Annotated in this window: 24 protein-coding genes and 1 tRNA gene; 12 read left to right on the top strand and 13 right to left on the bottom strand. The window is 74.7% G+C overall.

The window, feature by feature from the left end:
• Positions 1–193: 193 nt before the first annotated feature.
• Positions 194–772 carry a GNAT family N-acetyltransferase gene (locus ACFEMC_RS22735; protein WP_380172163.1) on the bottom strand — a complete coding sequence of 193 codons (579 nt, stop codon included), beginning with the start codon at positions 770–772 and terminating at the stop codon, positions 194–196.
• A gap of 203 nt (positions 773–975) precedes the next feature.
• On the opposite strand from ACFEMC_RS22735, the gene ACFEMC_RS22730 reads away from it, so the two are divergent.
• The 3 genes from ACFEMC_RS22730 to ACFEMC_RS22720 all read left to right on the top strand — a co-directional run bounded on the left by ACFEMC_RS22730 (position 976) and on the right by ACFEMC_RS22720 (position 2,563).
• Positions 976–2,004, top strand: coding sequence for a glycoside hydrolase family 6 protein (locus ACFEMC_RS22730; RefSeq protein ID WP_380172161.1), 1,029 nt, complete (start codon positions 976–978; stop codon positions 2,002–2,004).
• Between the two features lie 16 nt (positions 2,005–2,020).
• Positions 2,021–2,093: transfer RNA gene (locus ACFEMC_RS22725), tRNA-Gly, on the top strand.
• A 23-nt stretch (positions 2,094–2,116) separates the two neighbouring features.
• The gene (locus ACFEMC_RS22720; RefSeq protein ID WP_380172159.1) at positions 2,117–2,563 is read left to right on the top strand and encodes a hypothetical protein; all 447 of its coding nucleotides are present in this window, start codon (positions 2,117–2,119) and stop codon (positions 2,561–2,563) included.
• On the opposite strand, the gene ACFEMC_RS22715 is transcribed toward ACFEMC_RS22720, so the two are convergent.
• Entirely contained in the window at positions 2,515–4,536 is a 2,022-nt protein-coding gene (locus ACFEMC_RS22715; RefSeq protein ID WP_380172157.1) for a SpoIIE family protein phosphatase, read from the bottom strand. The genes ACFEMC_RS22720 and ACFEMC_RS22715 overlap by 49 nt on opposite strands.
• Before the next feature lie 20 nt (positions 4,537–4,556).
• Positions 4,557–5,018: a redox-sensitive transcriptional activator SoxR gene (soxR, locus tag ACFEMC_RS22710; protein ID WP_380172155.1), complete on the bottom strand. Its 462-nt coding sequence runs from the start codon at positions 5,016–5,018 to the stop codon at positions 4,557–4,559.
• Between the two features lie 47 nt (positions 5,019–5,065).
• Here soxR and ACFEMC_RS22705 point away from each other — a divergent pair, with 47 nt between their 5' ends.
• Positions 5,066–5,740, top strand: a complete 675-nt coding sequence (locus ACFEMC_RS22705) for a VOC family protein (RefSeq protein WP_380172153.1) — start codon at positions 5,066–5,068, stop codon at positions 5,738–5,740.
• A 25-nt stretch (positions 5,741–5,765) separates the two neighbouring features.
• Positions 5,766–6,803 (top strand): LLM class flavin-dependent oxidoreductase, encoded by a 1,038-nt coding sequence (locus ACFEMC_RS22700; protein WP_380172151.1) that lies wholly within the window; start codon positions 5,766–5,768, stop codon positions 6,801–6,803.
• A gap of 148 nt (positions 6,804–6,951) precedes the next feature.
• On the opposite strand, the gene ACFEMC_RS22695 is transcribed toward ACFEMC_RS22700, so the two are convergent.
• Genes ACFEMC_RS22695 through ACFEMC_RS22675 form a run of 5 tightly spaced genes read right to left on the bottom strand, consistent with a single transcriptional unit; the run spans position 6,952 to position 10,608 of the window.
• Entirely contained in the window at positions 6,952–7,221 is a 270-nt protein-coding gene (locus tag ACFEMC_RS22695) for a DUF4235 domain-containing protein (RefSeq protein ID WP_380172149.1), read from the bottom strand.
• 7 nt (positions 7,222–7,228) lie between these two features.
• Complete coding sequence (locus tag ACFEMC_RS22690) at positions 7,229–7,525, bottom strand: DUF3618 domain-containing protein (RefSeq protein ID WP_380172147.1); 297 nt, start codon at positions 7,523–7,525, stop codon at positions 7,229–7,231.
• A complete protein-coding gene (locus tag ACFEMC_RS22685; RefSeq protein WP_380172145.1) occupies positions 7,522–7,995 on the bottom strand; it encodes a phage holin family protein in 474 nt (157 codons plus the stop codon). The genes ACFEMC_RS22690 and ACFEMC_RS22685 overlap by 4 nt, the downstream gene beginning before the upstream one ends.
• A 32-nt stretch (positions 7,996–8,027) precedes the next feature.
• Complete coding sequence (pruA, locus tag ACFEMC_RS22680) at positions 8,028–9,662, bottom strand: L-glutamate gamma-semialdehyde dehydrogenase (protein WP_380172143.1); 1,635 nt, start codon at positions 9,660–9,662, stop codon at positions 8,028–8,030.
• Between the two features lie 28 nt (positions 9,663–9,690).
• Positions 9,691–10,608, bottom strand: coding sequence for a proline dehydrogenase family protein (locus ACFEMC_RS22675; RefSeq protein WP_380172141.1), 918 nt, complete (start codon positions 10,606–10,608; stop codon positions 9,691–9,693).
• An 89-nt stretch (positions 10,609–10,697) separates the two neighbouring features.
• Between ACFEMC_RS22675 and ACFEMC_RS22670 the strand changes: the two genes are divergently transcribed.
• From ACFEMC_RS22670 to ACFEMC_RS22645, 6 genes are all read left to right on the top strand, one after another.
• Complete coding sequence (locus ACFEMC_RS22670) at positions 10,698–11,795, top strand: PucR family transcriptional regulator (protein ID WP_380172139.1); 1,098 nt, start codon at positions 10,698–10,700, stop codon at positions 11,793–11,795.
• Between the two features lie 142 nt (positions 11,796–11,937).
• Positions 11,938–12,738, top strand: coding sequence for a PHP domain-containing protein (locus ACFEMC_RS22665; RefSeq protein ID WP_380172137.1), 801 nt, complete (start codon positions 11,938–11,940; stop codon positions 12,736–12,738).
• 316 nt (positions 12,739–13,054) lie between these two features.
• A complete protein-coding gene (locus ACFEMC_RS22660) occupies positions 13,055–13,225 on the top strand; it encodes a hypothetical protein (protein WP_380172135.1) in 171 nt (56 codons plus the stop codon).
• Positions 13,222–13,725, top strand: coding sequence for a putative immunity protein (locus tag ACFEMC_RS22655; RefSeq protein WP_380172133.1), 504 nt, complete (start codon positions 13,222–13,224; stop codon positions 13,723–13,725). Before ACFEMC_RS22660 ends, ACFEMC_RS22655 begins: the two co-directional genes overlap by 4 nt.
• Positions 13,726–13,731: 6 nt before the next feature.
• Entirely contained in the window at positions 13,732–14,730 is a 999-nt protein-coding gene (gene pip / locus ACFEMC_RS22650) for a prolyl aminopeptidase (protein ID WP_380172131.1), read from the top strand.
• The gene (locus ACFEMC_RS22645) at positions 14,727–15,179 is read left to right on the top strand and encodes a MarR family transcriptional regulator (RefSeq protein ID WP_380172129.1); all 453 of its coding nucleotides are present in this window, start codon (positions 14,727–14,729) and stop codon (positions 15,177–15,179) included. Before pip ends, ACFEMC_RS22645 begins: the two co-directional genes overlap by 4 nt.
• Positions 15,180–15,183: 4 nt before the next feature.
• On the opposite strand, the gene ACFEMC_RS22640 is transcribed toward ACFEMC_RS22645, so the two are convergent.
• The 5 genes from ACFEMC_RS22640 to ACFEMC_RS22620 form a co-directional block, all read right to left on the bottom strand.
• On the bottom strand, positions 15,184–15,327 hold the full coding sequence (locus ACFEMC_RS22640; protein ID WP_380172127.1) for a hypothetical protein: 144 nt from the start codon (positions 15,325–15,327) through the stop codon (positions 15,184–15,186).
• 156 nt (positions 15,328–15,483) lie between these two features.
• The gene (locus ACFEMC_RS22635; RefSeq protein ID WP_380172125.1) at positions 15,484–16,362 is read right to left on the bottom strand and encodes a hypothetical protein; all 879 of its coding nucleotides are present in this window, start codon (positions 16,360–16,362) and stop codon (positions 15,484–15,486) included.
• The gene (locus ACFEMC_RS22630; protein WP_380172123.1) at positions 16,359–16,814 is read right to left on the bottom strand and encodes a hypothetical protein; all 456 of its coding nucleotides are present in this window, start codon (positions 16,812–16,814) and stop codon (positions 16,359–16,361) included. Before ACFEMC_RS22630 ends, ACFEMC_RS22635 begins: the two co-directional genes overlap by 4 nt.
• A gap of 26 nt (positions 16,815–16,840) precedes the next feature.
• On the bottom strand, positions 16,841–18,874 hold the full coding sequence (locus ACFEMC_RS22625) for a SpoIIE family protein phosphatase (protein ID WP_380172121.1): 2,034 nt from the start codon (positions 18,872–18,874) through the stop codon (positions 16,841–16,843).
• A gap of 72 nt (positions 18,875–18,946) precedes the next feature.
• A complete protein-coding gene (locus tag ACFEMC_RS22620; RefSeq protein ID WP_380172119.1) occupies positions 18,947–19,384 on the bottom strand; it encodes a MarR family winged helix-turn-helix transcriptional regulator in 438 nt (145 codons plus the stop codon).
• Between the two features lie 64 nt (positions 19,385–19,448).
• On the opposite strand from ACFEMC_RS22620, the gene ACFEMC_RS22615 reads away from it, so the two are divergent.
• Positions 19,449–21,266, top strand: a complete 1,818-nt coding sequence (locus tag ACFEMC_RS22615; protein ID WP_380172117.1) for an ABC transporter ATP-binding protein — start codon at positions 19,449–19,451, stop codon at positions 21,264–21,266.
• Positions 21,267–21,286 lie beyond the last annotated feature (20 nt).

Genomic DNA, 21,286 nt, shown 5'->3' with positions numbered 1-21,286 from the left:
CGACGGCGGCCAGGACGAAGCCGACGCGGCCTGGCCGCGGGGGGACGGGATGAGGACGAGACGGCCCAACTGGGGTGGCCATGAGCAGCTCCGTGACGTGCAGTGAGGGTCGACTACTCGGAGCAGCCTCGCAGAGCGATGTGGTTTCCGGTGCCGTTTCTCGCGGATCGGACCGCGGCTCAGGATCGCCGCCTCAGTCCCAGCGCAGGTCGCGCCGCACCAGCACCCGCGGGAACCCGGCGAGGGTCGACGTCGTCGGCGCCGCGACGGTGAACCCGGCGGCCTCGAACAGCGACCGCGTCCCGACGTAGGCCATCGTCAGGTCGACGCGCTCCCCGCCGTTGTCGACGGGGTAGCCCTCCACGACGGGCGCCCCGTGCTCGCGCGCGAACTCGACGGCGCCCGCGACGAGGTGGTGCGCGATGCCACGCCCGCGGTGCCCCGGGCGGACGCGCACGCACCACAACGACCAGACGGGCAGGTCGTCGACGTGGGGGATGCGGCGGTTGGTCGCGAACGACGTGTCCGCCCGCGGGTGCACGGCGGCCCACCCCACCGGCTCGTCGTCCTCGTAGGCGAGGACGCCGGGCGGCGGGTCCTCCGCCACCAGCTCACGGACCCGCTCGCCGCGGGCGGGTCCGGCCAGGGCTCGGTGCTCGGCGCCGGGGAGGCGGTAGCTCAGGCACCAGCAGACGTTCGCGTCCGGCCGCTTGGGGCCGACGAGCGTGGCGACGTCCTCGAAGACGGTGGCCGGGCGCACCTCGATCGCCATGCTCCCATCGTGACGCTGCGTCGTCCGCCAGTTCCAGGCCCGGGCGGAAAACACTCTTTCCGCCCTTGGAGAGCGGTTTCGAGGGCGGAAAGAGTGTTTTCCACGCGGGGCCGGGGAGGTCGGGACTGGGCCGCACGGGGGGTCCGCTCACCCGGGCGGGTCCACGGCGGTCACCGGGCGTGGTCGGGGCGCGGGTGCGTGCGGTGGACTGGGGGCTGCGGGACCGGCCCGCTCGACGGGTGGTGGACGTGGTGCGGGGACCGCTGCGGCGCGCGGGTGTGCTGGGGGTCGTCGGCGGTCTGCTCGCCGCGCTGACCGTGGGGGGAGGTGCCGTGGGCGAGTCCGTCCCGCGCCTCGGCCTGCACCCGCTGTGGTCCGACCCGGACTCCCTGGCCCACGCCCAGCTCACCGCCTACGAGACGTCGGGACGCACCGACCTCGCCGACGCACTGCGGCCCCTGGCCCAGGCGCCGACGGCGACGTGGTTCACCGGCGACGCCCCGCGCGAGCGGGCCCGCGCCCTGACGACCGCCGCAGCGGCCGCCGGCGAGCTGCCCGTCCTCGTCGCCTACGACGTCCCCGGCCGCGACTGCGGCTCCTTCTCCGCCGGCGGCGCGGCGGACGACGACGCCTACCTCGCCTGGGTCGGCGAACTGGCCGCCGGCATCGGCGACCGGCCGTCCGTCGTCGTGCTGGAACCGGACGCCGTGGCCTTCGCGGTCACCGGTTGCTCGGGCGTCGACCGGCGGGAGCGGCTGGGACTGCTGCGCCGCGCCGTCGAGGTCCTCGCCGCACTGCCCGCGACGCACGTCTACGTCGACGCGGGGCACGCGGGCTGGGTGCAGGACCTGCCGGCGCTGGCGACGGCGCTGCGGGCGGCGGGGGTCGACGAGGCCGCGGGCTTCGCGCTCAACGTCTCGAACTTCCAGCCCACGGACGTCACGGTCGCCTACGGCCGCAAGCTGTCCCGCCTCCTGGGCGGAGCGCACCTCGTCGTCGACACGAGCCGGAACGGGGCGGGTGCGCCGGTGGCCACGGGCCGCGACGAGGACTGGTGCAACCCGCCGGGACGCCGGATCGGGCGCCTGCCCTCGACCCTCACGGGCGAGGACGTCGTCGACGCCTGGCTGTGGGTGAAGCGCCCCGGGGAGTCCGACGGGAGCTGCCGTCCGGGTGAACCTGCCGCCGGGGAGTGGTTCGAGGGGTACGCCCTCGCACTGGTGGGCGTGTAGAGTCGTCACTGCACGTGCGGACGTAGCGCAGTTGGTAGCGCATAACCTTGCCAAGGTTAGGGTCGCGAGTTCGAGTCTCGTCGTCCGCTCTCTGGAAGTAGCGTCGGTCCCCGTGAGGGACCGGCGCTCTTCTGCTTCCTGGGCCTGGATCGCGGTCCGCGCCGCCCGGAACCTGCCCGCCAGCACGGTCGCGCTGGCCTGGGCGCTGCACCACGGGGCCACCGTCTTCGTCGGGGACGACCTCTTCGTCGAGTGCTCCGGGATGCCCCGCGGCACGTACGGCCGGGGAGGGACGACCGTCGGCAACGTCTGGCTGTACGGCGAGCTCGGCGGGGAACGCCGGAGGCGGCACGAGCTGCGGCACGCCGACCAGTACGCGCTGCTGGGGACGTTGCCGTTCGTGGCGCTGTACGGCCTCAACGCCCTGGTGACCCGGAACCTGCCGCACCGCAACGTCTTCGAACGGTGGGCGGGACTGGACGACGGCGGCTACCCGAGACCCGCCTGGCGTCAGGGCCGGACGCGCACCGCGAGGACGGCGACGTCGTCCTCGGCGTGACCGTCGACGAGCTGCAGGACGCCGTCGCACAGCTCCTCCGGTCCTGACCCCGCGAACTTCCCCGCCGTCTGCGCGAGCCACGCCAGCCCCTCGTCCAGGGACGCCCCCCGCCGCTCCACGAGCCCGTCGGTGTAGAGCAGCACGGTCGCTCCCGGCGCCAGGCCGTGCACGTGGTCGGCGCGGACGAAGCCAGCCTCGAGCCCGAGCAGCAGGTCCGGGGTGGTGCGCAGCAGTTCGACGGTGCCGTCGGGGTCCACGACGAGCGGCGGCATGTGGCCCGCGTTGGACCAGCGCAGCCGCCACGTCGAGGAGCCCTCGAGCGGTTCGACGGTGGCGAGGATGCCCGTCGCGAGCGCGCCGACGCCGAGGTCGCGCATCGCCCGGTCGAGCGCGGACAGCGCGGCCGCCGGGGAGACCTCCAGGGAGTAGCCGATGCCGCGCAGGAGGTTGCGCACCTGCCCCATGGCCGCCGCGGCGTCCTGGTCGTGGCCGGTGACGTCGCCGATGACGAGGCAGGCGGCCCCGGCGGCGGTGAGGAACGCGTCGTGCCAGTCGCCGCCGACCTGCGCGTGCTCGGCGGCGGGGAGGTAGCGGACGGCCGTCTCGAGGTGCTCCGGCTGCGGCGCGGACGTCAACAAGCTGCGCTGCAGCGTCTCCGCCATCGTCCGGACGGCCGCGGCCGCGGTGCGCTCGGCCTGCGTGGCCCGCACCCGGTCCAGCGCCTGGGCCGTCGAGGCGGCCAGCGCGGTGAGCAGGTCCGTGTCCTCGGCCGACAGGTCCCGCGGCCCCCGCCAGGACAGTCCCAGCGCGCCGATGACGCGGTCGCCCACCCACAGGGGCCAGGCGGTCGCGCCGTCGTCGGAGACGACCGCCGTCCCGCGCAGGGCGGCTCCGAGGGCCCCGACGGCGGGGTCGCGCTCGTCACCGCGCACGCGGAGCGCACCGTCCTCGAGCAGGCCCAGGACGATGCCGTCGGCCCCTAGCAACCCCGAAGCGCCACGACCGAGGACGCGCAGGACGTCGTCCTCGGTGTCGACCGTCGGCAGCGCCTGCGCGACGGCGACGAGCCCCGCGAGCCGCTGGGCCTGCCACTCCTGCAGGTCGGCGCGCCGGCGTTCGGCCTCGTAGGACGCGGCGGCCGACAGCGCGTCACCGACGGTGGCCGCGGTCAGGCGCAGGAAGTCGCGGTAGGCCGCGTCGAGGGGCACCAGCTCGCTGAGGCGCGCGGCGAGCACGCCGGGCGACTCCCCGCCGAGCGCGGCAGGGATCCGCACCCAGGCCAGCCGGCCGTCGGCGGTGTCCTCGACGAGCACCTGCCGGGGCGAGAGGGGCGCCGGCGGGGAGGGCAGCGTCGTGGGACCGCCGGGCAGCTGCAGGTCGACGGCGGGCAGGTCCAGCGGGGCCGTGGACAGCACGTCGAGCGCCTTGCGGGCCAGCTCGACGGGCGGCTGCAGCTCCGAGGCCAGGTCGCCGAGCCGGGTGAGCAGCTCGAGGCGCCGGTGGTCCTGCACCTGGCGGGTCGTCTCGGCCGCGATGTCCATGACGCCGGCGATCTCGCCGCGGTCGTCGCGGACCGGGGAGTAGGAGAACGTGAAGTAGGTCTCCTCGGGGTGCCCGTGGCGGTCCATGACGACCGGCATGTCCTCGAACCAGACGGCCTCGCCGGAGCGGGCCTGCGCGAAGAGGGGAGCGAGGTCGTCCCACGCCTCAGCGAAGACGTCCCGGACCGGACGACCCAGCGCCGCGGGGTGCTTGTCGCCGATCATCTCCACGTAGGCCTGGTTGTAGAGCATCTCCAGGTCCGGGCCCCAGCAGATGACGATGGCGAAGCGGGTCTCCAGCGCCAGCTCCAGCGCGCGGCGCAGCGCACGGGGCCAGGAGTCGGGGTGCCCCACCGCCGTCGCCGACCAGTCGACGTCCTCGTACGCGCGACGGAGGTCCGCCGCGGTTCCGAAGGGCAGACGGGCGACCACGTCCCGAACCTAGTGCCCATCTAGACCGTCGGCTCACCGTCCGTGGTCGCCGCGCGCAGCCACCGAGACCCCTCGCCCTCGGCGGCCGCCTCGTCGTGGGGGTTGAACAGGGTGCACCGGGTCATCGACAGGCACCCGCAGCCGATGCAGCCCGTGAGGGACGTCCGCAGGGTCTGGAGCTCGCGGATGCGCTGGTCGAGGAGGGTCTGCCACCGCTTCCCCACGCCCGCCCACTCCCGCGCCGAGGGGGCGCGGTCGGTCGGCAGCGTCGACAGGGCCTCGGCGATGTCGGCCAGCGACAGGCCGACGCGCTGACCCGCCGCGACGACCGCGAGGCGGCGCAGGACGTGGCGGGGGAAGCGGCGCCGGCCGGCGGCGTCCCGCACCGGGTGCACGAGTCCGCGCTCCTCGTAGTGCCGCAGCGCCGCGACGGACACCCCCGCCCGCGCCGCGACCGTCCCGATGCTCAGCAGCTCCGCCACGCACCCATCTTGACCTGCAGCGCACTGGAGCTGGTGGTCTGCCCTGCGTGCGCATCGACCACGTCGTCCTCCCCGTCCCCGACGTCCGCCGCAGCGCGGCCTTCTGGCGCGACGCCCTCGGGCTGACCGTCCACGAGGCTGAGGCCAGCTGTGTCGTGGAGGTGGGCTGGACGCGGCTGCAGCTCGTCCCCGACCCCGCCGCGGAGCCCGGCACGCAGCACCTCGCGATCAGCGTCCCCGGGGACGCGGGACCCGTCGCGTCGGCGTGGCTGCGGGACCGGGCGACCGTCCTGGGCGACGGGCTCGTGGAGCTGTCACCCTCGTGGGACGGCTGCTCGGTCTACTTCGAGGACGCCCCGGGGGGCACGGTGCTCGAGCTGGTCGCGCGGCGTCGCCTCCCGCACCGGCTCGGCGGTGCGGCGTTCGGGCCGGAGCACCTGCTGGGCGTCAGCGAGGTCGGCGTGCCCGTGGCGTGCGTCCCGACGGCGCGCGAGCGGCTGGCGCGCGGAGCGGGGCTGCGGACGTTCGGCGGGCCGGGGTCGCCGCAGTTCACGGCCGTCGGCGACGACGAGGGACTGCTCGTGCTCGTCGCCCCGGACCGGCCCTGGTTCCCGACGCGGGACCGGCCGGCCCGCGCGACCCGGCTGGACGTCACGCTGTCGGGGACACGCGGTCGTGGCGCTCTGCTGCTGAACCCGGGTACGCTCATCTCGTATCGTTGAGACTTCAAGCAAGGGGCTGGGCATCGTGGAGATCGGGATCAGCGCGTTCGCGGAGACCACGCCGTACCCGGGGACGGGCACGACCATCTCGCACGCCGAGCGGCTGCGGGAAGTCGTGGAGGAGATCGAGCTCGCCGACCAGGTCGGGCTCGACGTCTACGGCCTCGGCGAGCACCACCGCCCCGACTACGCGGCGTCCGCCCCGGCCGTCGTCCTGGCCGCCGCGGCGACCCGCACGTCCCGCATCCGGCTCTCGACGGCCGTCACCGTGCTGTCCTCCGACGACCCCGTCCGGGTGTTCCAGCAGTTCGCCACGTTGGACGGGCTGTCGGACGGGCGCGCCGAGATCATGGCCGGCCGCGGCTCGTTCATCGAGTCGTTCCCGCTCTTCGGGTACGACCTCGACGCCTACGACGAGCTGTTCGCCGAGAAGCTGGACCTGCTGCTCGCGATCCGGGAGAACCCCTCCTCGGTGACGTGGCCGGGCGGGAAGCACCGCGCCGGGATCCCCGGGCTGGGCGTCTTCCCCCTGCCCGTCCAGCCGAAGCTGCCGGTGTGGATCGCCGTCGGCGGCAACCCCGAGTCCGTCGTGCGCGCCGGGACCCTCGGGCTGCCGCTGGCCATCGCGATCATCGGCGGCATGCCGGAGCAGTTCGCCCCGCTGGCCGACCTCTACCGCCAGGCGGGGCGAAAGGCCGGGCACGACGAGTCGGTGCTGCGCATCGCGACGCACTCGCACGGGTTCGTCGCCCCGACGACGCAGCAGGCGACGTCGGTGCACTTCAAGCCCTACCAGGGCGTCATGAACCAGCTGGGGCAGGAGCGCGGCTGGGGGTACTTCTCGCACACGTCGTACGAGGCCGCCCGCAGCCGCCGCGGCGCCCTGCTCGTCGGATCGCCCGAGGAGGTCGCGGAGAAGATCCTCTTCCAGCACGAGCACCTGGGGATCGACCGCTTCATGCTGCACCTGTCCGCCGGGACGATGCCGCACGCGGACGTCATGAAGGCCGTGGAGCTGCTGGGGACCGAGGTCGCGCCGCTCGTGCGCAAGGAGCTGAGCTGACGTCGACGCTGCGTCACTGCGCGGGGCGGGGTTTCTGAGTCGTTGACGCATCGCGCTCCTAGGTTCGGCGCGATGCGTCGACGACCCCCCACGCCGGAGGCGCTGTGCACAGGGTTGTCCACACTGTCCACAGCCCGGGTGTGGACGCTCAGTCGCCCGGCCAGGAGCCGGTGAGCTTCTCGAACAGCACCGCACCGCCGCGGTCGGAGGCGGCCTTGACGACGGCGAAGACGAGGCCCTGGAGGGCCGCCGAGAGCAGCACTTCCTTCCACGGGTACTCGTGTTGCAGGGCGTCGGGGGCGTCCTCCTCGCCGGAGGCCTTGCGCCACACCTGCTTGACGATCGTCCCGGCCAGGACGCCGCCGAGGGCGCCGGTGGCCAGGCCGATGGGGCGGTAGACGAGCTTGGCGGTGTTCACGGCGCGCTCACCGCTTCCGGACGACGAGCCACACGGCGAACGCCGTCGCGGCGACGATGGCGCCCACGAGCACGGCGGTCTGCTGCGGCGGGGTGCCGGGGGCCCGTTCGCTGGTCTCGCGGACGCGGTGCTGGGCCGTCGCCTTGAGGTCCTCCACCTTCGCCGAGGCCTGCGCCTTGACGTCGGCCTTGGCGGCGAGGGCGTCGGCGGTCTGCGCGAGGCGCTCGCGGGTCTTCTCGATGTCCTCGACGAGGGCGTCGCGGTCGGTGGGGACGGGGCCCGTGCCGGGGGTGGGGGTGCTCACCGGTGCAGCCCCTCCTTCACCGTCTGGACGTCCTGCTTGAGGCCGTCCACAGCGGCCTGCGGCACCGGCGGCGTGGCCTCGGAGACCTCCTTCTTGCCCATCACCGCCAGCACCGCGGCGACGGCGAAGAGCACGACGCCCACGATGAGCGCGGACACCCACGCGGGCACGAGGTACGCCAACCCCAGGATCGCGGTCGTCACCAGCGCCCCGAACCCGAAGAACGCGAGCAGGCCGGCACCGGAGAACATCCCGATCCCGATGCCGGCCTTCTTGCCCTTGGCGGTCAGGTCGACCTTGGCCAGCTGCACCTCGTCCTTGACCAACCGGGACACCTGCTCGGTGAGCTGGCTGACGAGCTGCCCGACGGACTCCTCACGCCGGTGCTCGCCCGTCGACGGGGTCGGCCCGGGGCCGTGCGACACGCTGAGGTCGTCGGTCCGGATCCCGGACCCAGTGGGTTGAGTCATGCCCGGCCCTTACCCGCGGACGGGCTTCCCAATCAGCGCATGTGCGGGTACACGTGCGTCGTCGGCGCGACGAACGTCTCCTTGATCGCCCGGGGGCTCGTCCACCGCTGGAGGTTGAGGATCGAGCCGGCCTTGTCGTTGGTGCCCGAGGCGCGGGAACCCCCGAACGGCTGCTGTCCCACGACCGCGCCCGTCGGCTTGTCGTTGACGTAGAAGTTCCCGGCGGCAAACCGCAGCGCCTGCGAGGCCTCGGAGACGGCGGTGCGGTCGGTCGCGATGACCGAACCGGTCAGCCCGTACGGGGCGCCCTCGTCGACGGTCCGCAGCACGTCGGCCCAGGCGCCGGGGCGGGAGTCGTCGTAGACGTGGACGGCGAGGAACGGCCCGAAGTACTCGCTGCAGAAGGCGTCGTCGGACGGGTCCTGGCCCAGGACGACGGTCGGGCGGACGAAGTACCCCTCGGAGTCGTCGTACGTCCCGCCGGCGGCGATCGTCAGACCGTCGGTGCTGCGGGCGCGCTCGATCGCGGCGACGTTCTTGGCGTAGCTGCGGGCGTCGATGACGGCCCCGCCGAAGTTCGACAGGTCGGTGACGTCGCCGTAGGTCAGGGAGTCCACGGTGGAGAGGAACTCCTCGCCCATGACGTCCCACACGGACTTCGGGACGAACGCGCGGGAGGCCGCCGAGCACTTCTGCCCCTGGTACTCGAACGCGCCCAGGGTGAGACCCGTCGACAGGGTCGCGGGGTCGGCCGAGGGGTGCGCGACGACGAAGTCCTTCCCGCCCGTCTCCCCCACCAGGCGCGGGTAGGTGCGGTAGCCCGCGATGTTCTCGCCGACCGTCCGCCACAGGTGCTGGAACGTCGCGGTGGAGCCCGTGAAGTGGATCCCGGCGAGGTTCGGGTCGGCGAGCAGGACCTCGGAGGCGTCCTTGCCGTCACCGGTGACGAGGTTCACGACACCGGGCGGCAAGCCGGCGGCCTCGAGCAGCTTCATCGTGTGCCAGGCCGCGAGGGTCTGCGTCGGGGAGGGTTTCCAGACGACGGTGTTCCCCATGAGGGCGGGGGCCGTCGGCAGGTTCCCGGCGATGGCCGTGAAGTTGAACGGCGTGATGGCGTAGACGAAACCCTCGAGCGGGCGGTGGTCGAGGCGGTTCCAGACCCCGGGGCTCGAGATCGGCTGCTCCTCGAGCAGGCGGCGGCCGAAGGCTACGTTGAAGCGCCAGAAGTCGACGAGTTCGCAGGGCGCGTCGATCTCGGCCTGCTGCGCGGTCTTGGACTGCCCCAGCATGGTGGCGGCGGCGATCCTCTCGCGCCACGGTCCGGCGAGCAGGTCGGCCGCGCGCAGGAACACCGCGGCGCGGTCGTCGTAGTCCATCGCGGCCCAGTCGCGGCGGGCGGCGAGCGCCGCGTCCGCAGCGGCACGGGCCTGGTCCCGCGTCGCCGTCCCGAACGTGCCCAGGACGCTGGCGTGCTGGTGCGGCTGGACGACGTCGACGCGCTCACCGCCGCCGAACACCTCCTGCCCACCGATGGTCTGGGTGAGTTCCACCGGGTTCGCGACGTGCGCGGCGAGGGCGTCGGTGAGGAGCTTGCGCTCGGGGCTGCCGGGGGCGTACCCGTGGATCGGTTCGTTGCGCGGGGCGGGGACGTCGGTCACGGACTGCACGACGGTTTTCCTTCCGTGGGGTTTCTCGTCAGCCGGCGACGAGGGAGCGGGCGAAGAACGCGAGGTTCGCGGGACGTTCGGCGAGGCGCCGGGAGAAGTAGCCGTACCAGTCGGTGCCGTACGGGACGTAGACGCGGACGGTGTGCTCGCGGGCCAGGCGCTGCTGCTCACCGGCGCGGATGCCGTAGAGCATCTGGAACTCCGCAGAACCAGCGGGCTTGCCGCTCAGCAGGTCCTCGGCGAGGGCGACGATGCGCAGGTCGTGGGTGGCGATCATCGGGTAGGCGCCGCCGTCGAGCAGGATCCGCAGGCACCGGACGTACGCCTTGTCGACGTCGGCCTTCGCCGGGTACGCGACCTCCGGCGGTTCGTTGTAGGCGCCCTTGACGAGGCGGACGCGGGAACCGTCGTGGGCGAGGTCGCGGGCGTCGCCCTCGGTGCGGCGCAGCATCGCCTGCAGGACGCAACCGGTGCGCGGGAAGTCGGCGCGCAGCGCGCGGACGGTCGTCAGGGTGTCGTCGACGCGCGTGTGGTCCTCCATGTCGACGGTGACGTCGACGCCGAGGGCGTGCGCCCGCTCGACGAGGAGGTGAGCGCGCTCGGTCGCCCGGCGAGGACCGTCGGGGCCCAGGCCCTGGCCGAGGGCGGAGAGCTTGATCGAGATCTCGTTGCCGGCCGTGAGTCCCTCGCCGGCGAGGCGCTGGAGGAGCTCGGTGTAGCCGGCGACGGTCTCGTCGGCCTGCTCGGGCGCGGTGATGTCCTCGCCGAGCCGGTCGAGGGTCACGGCGATGCCCTGCGCCGTGAGGTCGCGGACCGCACCGGCGGCCGCGTCGACGTCGTCGCCGGCGATGAAGCGGGAGACGACGGGCCGGCTGAGGGAGCTGCCGGTCACGAGCCGGCGCACACCGTCGTTGCCGGCGACGCCCAGGAGGAGTTGTCCGAACACACCTCGACGCTAGAACGCCGTGGTGACGGGGGCCACTGACGCGTGCCACGTCTTTCCCCGCCTGCGTCGTACAGGTGGATGATGCCGTCGTGAACCCGACGGACCAGGTGCAGGACCTCGTCGACACCGTCGCCGAGCTCACCGGGGCGCCGGTGACGCTCGAGGACCGCGACCTGCTGCTCGTCGCCAGCTCCGGCCACGACGAGGTCATCGACGACGTGCGCCGACGCTCGATCCTGCGCCGGCGTTCCGACCCGCGGGTGCAGGAGCTGTTCGCCGGGTTCGGGATCGCCCGTGCGACCGGTCCGTTGCGCATCCCCGGCGACACGACGTCCGGACGGCTGGCCCGCTGGTGCCTCCCGGTGCGCTGGCGCGGCGTCACGTACGGCTACCTGTGGCTGCTCGACCCGCACGACCGGGTCCGTTCCGAGCACCTCGACCGCGTGCGCGACGCCCTCGACCTCGTCGCGGCGCACCTCGCGACGCGGGCCCGGACGGCGGACCGCACGACGTGGGCCGTCGGGGAACTGCTGTCCACCGACGCGGGGTCACGCGCGCGGGCCGTGGAGGAGCTGCAGCGCGACGGGCTGCTCCCCCCGACGGTGACCGTCGTCGCGATCGCGCCCGTCGACGGCGGGCCGACCGGGGCGGTCAACGGCTGGCTGCTCCCCCGCGCGGTGCTGTCCGCCGCCGTCGGGCACCGCGCGGCCCTCGTCGTCCCGGCGCCGCTGGGCGGGCGCGACGTCGCCGAACGCGCCGCGGCCGCTCTCGTGTCCCAGCACCCCGGGGGCCTGGCCGTGGGGGTGTCGGGCGTCGTCGCCGCCGGGTCCGCGCACACCGGGTGGCAGCAGGCCGACGCGGCGCTGCGCTCCGGCGGCGCCGGGGTGCGGGAGTGGGAACGGCTCGGGGCGCTGCGGCTGCACGCCCTCGGCGATCCGGCGGCGCTGGCGGACGTCGTCCTCGACGAGCGGGCGCGGCGGCTGCTCGCCGCCGAACCAGACCTCGTGCTCACGGCGCGGACCTACCTCGACCTCGCCGGGTCGGCGCAGCGCACGGCCGAGGCGCTGTCGATCCACCGGCAGACGCTCTACCACCGGCTGCGGCGGATCACGGCCGTCAGCGGGTTCGACCTCGACGACGGGCGGGACCGGCTGGCGCTGCACCTGGCCCTGGTGCTCGGGGGCTGACCGGAACCACGGCGCCAGCGGTTCAGCGAGTGGCTGCCCGCGCCCCACTGCGGGCCGGCGGTCACGTGCACGGCGACACCCCTGGTGTCGTCGAACGTTCCCGACCCTGGTGCCACCGGGCGGCGGCTGACAGGCTGGTCAGGTGCTGCCACCGGACGGTCACGTGCACAGCCAGTTCTCCTGGGACGCGCGGAACGTCGGCGCGATGCGGGAGACGTGCGCTCGTGCGGTCGCGCTGGGCCTGCCGTCCGTCGCCTTCACCGAGCACGTCGACCTCACCCCGTTCCGGGCGGGTTTCCTCGTCGAGGAGCACGGCGAGTTGGTCGTCGACGGGATCCTGCGGGCGCCGCTGCCGGACGCGGACGCCTACCGCGAGAGCCTGGACCGCTGCCGCGCCGAGTTCGCAGACCTCGTCGTCCTCAGCGGCCGGGAGGTCGGGCAGCCGCACCTGCACGCCACCGAACTCGCTGCACTGGAACCCGTCGACCGCGTCGTGGGCTCGCTGCACTGCCTCTGGGACGGGGAGGCGTACGCCGAACCGTGGCTCCTCACCGAGAGCCGCCCCGCGGCGGACGTGTTCCGCGACTACCTCGCCGAGGTGTGCCGGATGACGACGGCGGACTTCGACACGTTCGCGCACATCGACTACCCCGTCCGCAGCTGGCCCGGCGAGTTCGACCCCGCGGAGTTCGAGGAGGAACTGCGCACCGCCCTGCGCGCGCTCGCCTCGACACAGCGGGCCCTCGAGTACAACACCCGGCTCCCGCTGCACCCGATCGTCCTGCGGTGGTGGGTGCAGGAGGGCGGGGAGCGCCTGACGTTCGGCAGCGACGCCCACCACGCCGGCGCCGTCGGACACGGCCTGGCGGAGGCGGGAGCGCTGGCGGAGTCGGTCGGGTTCGTCCCGGGCCGGCGACCGCAGGACCCGTGGGTGCGCGCGTGAGGTGGTGGGAGGACGTCCACGGCGACGCGTGCCGGGAGTGCGGGACGTCGTGGAGCGTGGGCGTCGAGCAGGCCGTCGACGACGTCGCGCGGGTGCCGTGGGAGTTCGCGCTCGTCCTGCCGCTCGCGGGTCCGCCGACGAACAGTTGGTCCGGGCCCGAGCACGTCGTCCACGTCGCCGACACCCTGCGGTCCTGGTCGGAACGGCTGGTGGCGGCGCTCGCGGGCGACCCGGTCGTCCCCGCCGGGCACGACGCGGACGAGCTCGCCGAGGCCGGCGCTACTCCTCCTTCGGTCCCGGGGCGGCGCTGTGGGCGGTGCGGCGGGCGGCGGAGGACTGGTGCGACGTCGTCCGGGAGGCGCAGGCCCGCGGGGCCGTCGTCCGCCACCCCCGGCACGGCGAGCTGAGCGTGCGCGACGTCGCGCTGCGCAACCGCCACGGGGCGCTGCACCACGTCTGGGACGTGCGGCGACTGGGGGCCCGGTGATCCTGCCGGCCGACCGCGACCCGCGCCTGGTCACCGTCCGCCGCGGCGGCTCCCTGACGGACGAGGACCACCACCTGCTGGCGCTGTGGGCGTCGGACTGCGCCGAGCACGTCCTGCAGCTGTTCGAGCGCGAGCGCCCGGAGGACCGGCGGCCGCGCGAGGCCGTCGACGCGGCCCGGGCCTGGGTGGCGGGGTCGCTGCCGATGATGGAGTGCCGGGCCCTCGGCGGGCACGCGATGGGCGCGGCCCGGCCCCTGCGCGGGGCGGCCCGCTTCGCCGCCTACGCCGCGGGGCAGGCCGCGTGCGTGGCCCACGTCGCCGAGCACGACCTCGGCGCGGCCGCCTACGCGATCAAGGCCGTCGCCGCCGACGCGGGGGTCGAGGCGGGTCGGCGCGAACGGGACCGGCAGCGGGACCGGCTGCCGGCGCAGGTCCGGTCCCTGGTCCTGGAGGACCAGGAGCGGCGGGACCCGATCTGCTGGGGCGTCTTCTCCCCCTAGCATTCGATGCAACAGCACTGTTGCATCGGAGGAGGAACCGTGGCCGGCTACCCGGAGGGCGCACCGCACGCGCAGGGGGTGCTCGACGTCGGCGACGGCCACCACGTCGCGTGGTGGGTCAGCGGGAACCCGGCCGGCACCCCCGCCGTCGTCCTGCACGGCGGGCCGGGTGGGCGGGCGACGCCCGGGTGGCGGCGGTACCTGGACCCGGCTCGCTACCGGATCGTCCAGTTCGACCAGCGGAACTGCGGTTCCAGCACCCCGTCGGCCGCCGACGACGTCGTCGACCTGTCCGCCAACACCACTCCGCACCTGCTCGCCGACGTCGAACGACTCCGCGAGCACCTCGACGTCGAGCGGTGGCTCGTCCTCGGGGCGTCGTGGGGCAGCACGCTCGGGCTCGCCTACGCGCAGCAGCACCCCGACCGGGTCCGGGCGCTCGTCCTGTTCTCCGTGGCGACGACGACGCGGCGGGAGGTCGACTGGATCACCCGCGACGTCGGCCGCGTCTTCCCGCGCGAGTGGGAGGCGTTCCGCGACGCCGTCCCGCCGGCCGACCGCGACGGCGACCTCGCCGCCGCCTACGCCAGGCTGCTGCACGACCCCGACCCGGGCGTCCGGGCCCGGGCGGCCCGGGACTGGTGCACCTGGGAGGACGTCCACGTCTCCCTGGTCCCCGGTCACCAGCCGAACCCGCGCTACGAGGACCCGGCGTTCCGCCTCGCGTTCGCGCGGCTCGTCACGCACTACTTCGCCGCCGCGGGGTTCCTCGCCGACCTCGCCCCGGGCGGTGACCTCGTCGCGGGCGCGGACCGGCTCGCCGGCATCCCGGGTGTCCTCGTCCACGGCCGGCTCGACGTGTCCAGCCCGCTCGACACCGCCTGGCGGTTGCACGGGGCCTGGCCCGGCAGCGAGCTCGTCGTCGTGGAGGACGCCGGGCACGGCGGCGACGCGTTCCTCGCCCCCGTCACCGCCGCCACCGACCGCTTCGCCGGTACGCCGTGACCGCGCAGGTCACAGGCCTGGGGACGCAGCTGCGGCGGCTGCTCGACCGGCTCGAGCGCGACGTCGCCGACCTCGGCGCCGAGCTGGGGCTGGAGGGGCACCGCCCGCGGTACTCCCCCGTCGTGCGGGCCGTCCTCGCGCACGGCCCGCTGACCATCAGCGGGGTCGCGGAGGCGACGGGGGTGACGCACTCCGCCGCCAGCCAGACCGTCGCGCAGATGCGGCGCGACGGGTGGCTGCGGGCGGCCCGCGGGGTGGACGGCCGCGAGCGCGTCGTGGACCTCACCGAGCGCGCACGCGACCTCGTCCCGGTGCTGGAGCGGGAGTGGCGGACGACGGAGGCCGCCGTCGCCGACCTCGACGCCGAGCTGCCGATGCCTCTCGGTGAGTTGCTGACGCTGGCCGAGGCAGCGCTGGACCGGCGATCGCTGCGGGAGCGGATGCGGTGACGCCTCAGCCCCGCGCCCAGACCTCCTCGACGGCCGCGACCTGCGCTGCGAGGGCCAGCCCCGCGACGTCGAGCCGGACGTCGGCCTCCGGTGGGTCGGCCGCGTCCCGGCGGTGCAGCCAGGCGAACTCCTCATCGGTCAGCCACACCGGCCGGGTGGCGGCGCGCCTCTCGAAGGGGATGACGAGGACGTCGGGCAGGACGACGTCGAACCCCTCTCCGCGGCCGGTCGGGCGCTCGCGAGCGCCCGGCCCGTCGTCGTCCCACCGCCGGGCCGCCGGTCAGGACGAGGGGGCGCCGGAGGGTCAGACCGGCTCCCGCACCGGCTCGCCCGCCACCGGCCGGACCCGGCGGAACGCGCCGAGGCGCTCCAGCGGCAGGAAGGCGGCCCAGCACACGACCGTCGGCAGGAAGTGGATGCCGAGGGTCAGCCAGGTCGAGAGGTGGAAGAGCATCGCGGCGCCGAACGCGACGTAGAGCTTCTTGCCGCGCAGCCACAGGGCGACGGGGGCGAGGAACTCGCAGACCAGCACCGTCCACTGCACGGCGACGAGGAAGGCGGGGAAGCGACCGACCCAGTCGCCGAGCGTCGACCCGCGCCGGGTGACGGCCCAGACGGTGACCGCGCCGTTGGCCCAGGCCCACGGCGTGCCGCTGCGGACGCACTTGCTGACGGCCGACCCCGCGTACGTCATGACGGTCGCGACCTGCACGCAGCGCAGCGCCCAGCCGGCGGCGCGACTCGTGCGCTGGTCCTCGAAGTCGGCGCGGCCGGCGGTCAGCAGGACGACCATCCCGACGACGATCGCCATGTGGTCGTGCGCCACGTAGCCGAAACCCATCGACCACAGCACCCAGGACAGGTAGCCGAGCGAGCTCAGCCACCCGGCCAGGTAGCGGGTCCGCCGGGGCAGCGCCAGGACGACGCCGAGGGCCATCGCGGCGAGCGCGAGGGAGGCGGTCACCGTCGTCGGCGCCGGCAGGTGCAGCACGCGGCCGACGAGCGTGGGACGCCAGAAGGCCCCGATGTGGACGTGCTCGAGGACGTGGTTCGTGATGAGCGTGGCGTCGACCAGCGCGAACGTGGCCAGCACGACGCGCAGCCACGCGACCCTGGCGACGGGCAGGGCGGGGACGAGGAAGCGCGACACCCGGCCCCCCACGCTGCTCCCGACGCCGTTCACGCGGCGGTCCAGGTGGCGAGCACGCGGACCTCGGTCGGGCCCACGAGGCGGGCGTCGCGCATCTGCTGCTCGCTGCGGACGAGGCGCAGCTGCCGCAGCCGGTCCGCGCCCGGGTGCAGGGCCGCCCGGGACCGGGCGATGTCCCCCAGCAGGGCCGGGTCGGCGATGACCCGCTGCCCCTGCGCCTCCAGCTCGGCGCGCGACAGTCCGACCGCGGCGGGACTCAGCGGCACCTGGACGACCCGGCCGTCGACCGTGGTGCCCTCCAGCGACGTGGAGACGACGCTGCCGTCCGCGGGGCGCGGGCTGGCGTACTGGGACAAGGAGCCGAGCGGGAACCAGTCGTTGGTGTCGGTCAGCTGGCCGCCGAGGAGGACGGCGACGCCGGCTCCCAGCGCCGCCACGCGCCAGGCGACGGATCGACGGGACAGGTCGCCGGGCGTGGTGCTCACAGTCGGTGATTCTGGCCGACGGCGGGTCAACTCCGGGTGCGAACCGCCACGACGGCGACGTCGTCCTCGGGCCGCTCGGGCAGCATCTCGTCGAGGACGGCGTCGCACAGGTCCTCGAGGTCGCGGTGCGCGTTGCGTTCGATCGCCGCGAGCAGCAGCGTCGTGCCCTCGTCCAGGCTCTGGTCGCGACGCTCGACGAGGCCGTCGGTGTGGAAGAGGACGGTGTCGCCGGGCCGCAGCACGACCTCACCGTCGTGGCGGGGGGTCGTCGGGTCGATGCCGAGGAGGAGGTCCGGTCCCTCGCTCCCCTCGGCGACGACGAGGGGGACCGCGGTGCCGCCCCGCTGCAGCACGACCGGGGCGGGATGACCGGCGCTGGAGAACTCCAGGACGACCCCGTCCGGGCGGGGTTGCAGACGGCCCACCAGGACGGTCGCCAGCGTCCCCACGCCCAGGCCCGCCACGGCGGCGTCCAGCCGCCGCAGCAGGGCCGCCGGTCCGTCGGGGGCGGCGAAGGCGATGCCCCGCAACAGGTTCCGCAGCTGTCCCATGGCGGCGGCCGCGGCCGTGTCGTGGCCGACGACGTCCCCGATGACGAGGGTCGTCGTGCCGTCCGGCTGGTGGAAGGCGTCGTACCAGTCGCCGCCGACCTGCGCGACGCGCGCCGCCGGCCGGTAGCGCACGGCCGTCTGCCAGTGCGGGGACTGCGCGGGCGGGGTGAGCAGGTCGCGCTGCAGCCCCTCGGCGATGCGCTGCTGCTGCCCGTAGAGGCGGGCGGTGTCCAGGGCCAGGGCGGCCCGCTCGGCGACGCCGGAGATCGTGGCGAGGTCCTCGGGGTCGAAGGGGCGCCGGCCGTGGTCCCGCGCCAGCGTCACCAGCCCGACGGTCCGGCCGCGGGCCCGGAGCGGGAGGACGACGACGTGCTCGGGGTCGAGGGCGGTCACCGCCTCCCGGGCGGGGCCGGGCCCGACGAGCTGCTGGATCGTCGCGACGGCCGGGGTCGGCAGGGTCACCGGCCGGCCGGTGCGCACGGCTTCGAGGATGAAGGGCGGTCCGCCGGGGTTGTGCCCGACGAGGGCGCGCATCCGCTGCCCCTGGTAGGCCTCGAGGAGGTCCTGCCGCGTCGGGTCGGCGTGCTGGCAGCCGACGTCGCGCAGCGTGGACTGGCCCTCGACGACCGAGACGATGCACCAGTCCCCCAGGACGGGCACGAGGATCCCGGACAGCCGGGACACGGCCGTCTCGGCGTCGAGCGTTCCGGACAGGTGGGAGCCGACGCGGGTCAGGACCTGGACCTGGGTCCGCGCCCGCTGCGCCGCCTCCTCGGCCTCGCGACGGGCGGCGGCCGGCAGGAGCAGGACGCTCGTGCCCTCACCGTCGGGCCAGGCCCGCAACTCGCACCACAGCGACAGGGGTTCGGGGTGCAGGAGCTCGACCGTCTCGGCGCGGCCGGTCCGCTCGACGGACTGCAGGACGCGGTCGGCCTCGGACCCGGACGCCAGGGGGAAGACGTCGCCCCACGGCCGGCCGAGCAGCTCGTCGCGCGGCCGACCCGTGAGCCGTTCGGCCTCGCCGTTGAGGGAGCGCAGCAGCCCGCCGTGGTCGAGCGCGTAGTAGGCGGCCGGCAGGGACTCCAGGGCGCTGGCCGCGCTGACGACGTGGTCGGCCGTCGTGTCGTGCACGACGCCAAGCAGCCGGGCGGGCCGGTGACCGTCGAGCACGACCCGACCCCGGACGCCCACCCACGCCGGACGGCCGCCGCCGGGCCGCACGCGCAGTTCCACGTGGAACGGTGCCGCCGCCTCGACGGCGCGCGTCACCGCATCGCGGAACCGGTGCGTCTCGGCCGGGCCCACCAGCTCGGCGAACCGGTCGGCGAAGCCCGTGGCGGTCGGTTCGTCGGGGGTCCCCAGCAAGCCGGCGAGGCGGTCGTCGGCCGTCAGTTCGCCCGTGCGCAGGTCGTACTCGAACAGGGCGACCCGCGCGGCGTCGAGGGCGAGGTCGACCTGGACCTCACGCACCGCTCCACGGGTGGAGGGGGGCCCGGCGGGCTCCAGCACGCTCGACACCTCCCTCGACGGACTGTCCGGGACAGACTGTAGTGGGGTGTCGGCGCTCAGTGAGGATCGATCTCACTCCGCGGGGCCGGCGAGCGCCGCCTCGACCCGGCGCAGGAGCTCGAGCAGCTGCTGCCGGTCCTCCACGGGCAGCACCCCGAGCGCCCGGGTCGCCGTCGCCCGCGAGCGGCGGCGCAGCTCCTCGAGGACGGACGTCCCGGCCGGGGTCAGGTCCAGCAGGACGGAACGACGGTTGGCGGGGTCGGGCGTCCGGCGCAGCAGCCCGGCCTGCTCGAGGGGGTCGACGAGGTCGGTGAGCGAGCGGGGAGCGATGTGCAGCCGGAGGGCGACCTCCCCCATGCGCGGGGGCTCCTCGCACCGCCCGACCACGCGCAGCACCCGGCCCTGCGCGGGGGTGATGCCGAGGTCCTCGACGTCGCCGTGGGCTCCGCGCCGCAGCCGCCACTGCACCGAACGCAGCGTCTCCAGCAGGTCCCCGTCGAGGTCGTCCACCCCCGCACCCTACCGTCTATGAGGTAACCTCACTGTGAGGTGACCACAAGAAAGAGGTGAGTCCGTGCGCGGAGACCCCCAACGCGATCCCTTCCGGCCGGGGAAGACCGACACGACCGGCCTGGACCGGCCCCGTCGCGACGAGGTGGCCCGTGTGCTGCGGCTGTTCCGCCCGCACGCGCGGACGCTAGCCGTCGTCGCCGTCCTCATCGCCTGCTCCGCCGTCGCGGGCGTGGCCTCGCCGTTCCTCATCCGCGAGGTCGTCGACGTGGCCCTGCCGCAGGGCGACCTGCGGCTGCTGGCCTGGCTGGCGGCCGGCCTCGTCGGCATCGTCGCCGTCGGCACCGCCCTCGACGTCGTCCAGGGCCTGCTGACGACGCGCGTCGGGCAGGCCGTCATGCACGGCCTGCGGACCTCGCTGTACTCGCACCTGCAGCGGATGTCGCTGGGCTTCTTCGCCCGCACCCGCACGGGTGAGGTGCAGTCGCGCATCGCCAACGACATCGGCGCCATGCAGACCGTGGTGACCAGCACGGGCGCGGACCTGGTCCAGAACCTCGCGACCGTCGTCGTCACCGTCGTGGCGATGCTCGCCCTGGACTGGCGCCTCGCGCTCTTCTCCTTCTGCGTGCTGCCGTTCTCGGTGTGGCTGAACCGCCGCGTCGGACGCCTGCGCCGGCGGATCACGGCGCAGCGCCAGCGCCAGCTCGCCGAGATGTCGGCGACGGTCGAGGAGACGCTGTCGATCTCCGGGATCCTGCTGACCCGCACGACCGGTCGCACGCCCGAGGTCGTCGAGCGCTTCACGGCCCAGTCCGACGACGTCGCCCGCCTCGAGGTCGGGTCGGAGATGGCCGGCCGCTGGCAGTGGTCGCTCATCACGCTGACGATGGCGGCCGTCCCCGCGCTCACGTACCTGCTCGGCGGGTGGATCCGCGGCACGGGGACGGCGCTCAGCATCGGGACGCTCGTCGCGCTCGTGACCCTGCAGGGGCAGCTCTTCCGCCCGCTCGGCGCGCTGCTGCGGATCGTCGTGCGCCTGCACGCGTCGATGGCGCTGTTCGCCCGTGTCTTCGAGTACCTCGACACCCCCGTCGAGGTCGAGGAGCGACCCGGCGCCCGCACCCTGCCGAACCCGCGCGGGCACGTGCGGTTCGAGGACGTGTCCTTCGGCTACCCGGGCGCCGAGCGGCCCACCGTCGCGGGGGTCACGCTGGACGTGCCGGCGGGCTCGTCGCTGGCGGTCGTCGGGGCCACCGGATCGGGCAAGACGACCCTCGGCTACCTGCTCGCCCGGCTGTACGACGTGGACGCGGGCGCGGTCCGCCTCGACGGCGTCGACGTGCGCGACCTCACCGCCCGGTCGCTGTCGGACGCCGTCGGCGTCGTGACCCAGGAGACGTTCCTGCTCCACGCCTCCGTCGCGGACAACCTGCGCTTCGCGAAACCGGACGCGACGGACTCCGAGCTGCGCCGGGCCGCGCGGATCGCGCAGGTCGAGGACGTGCTGGACGCGCTCCCGCAGGGCTTCGACACCGTCGTCGGCGAGCGCGGGTACCGGTTCTCGGGCGGGGAGAAGCAGCGGATCGCGCTGGCCCGCACCGTGCTGCGGGACCCGCCCGTCCTGCTCCTCGACGAGGCGACGTCCGCCCTGGACACCCGCACGGAGCGGGCGATGGCCGCGGCGCTGGCAGAGCTGTCGGCGGGCCGGACGACGATCACCATCGCCCACCGGCTCTCCACGGTCCGGGACGCCGACCAGATCGTCGTCCTCGACCACGGCCGGGTCGTCGAGCGCGGCACGCACGACGAGCTCCTGGCGGCCGGGGGCCGGTACGCCGAGCTGGTGGCCGCCGACGCCGAGCGGGTCGCGTCGGCCTGAGCCCACGACGACGACTCACT

The organism is Kineococcus sp. DHX-1 (assembly GCF_042473625.1).
GTDB lineage: Bacteria > Actinomycetota > Actinomycetes > Actinomycetales > Kineococcaceae > Kineococcus.
The sequence above is the reverse complement of the archived record's forward strand: the minus strand, read 5'-3'. Positions and strand labels throughout refer to the sequence as shown.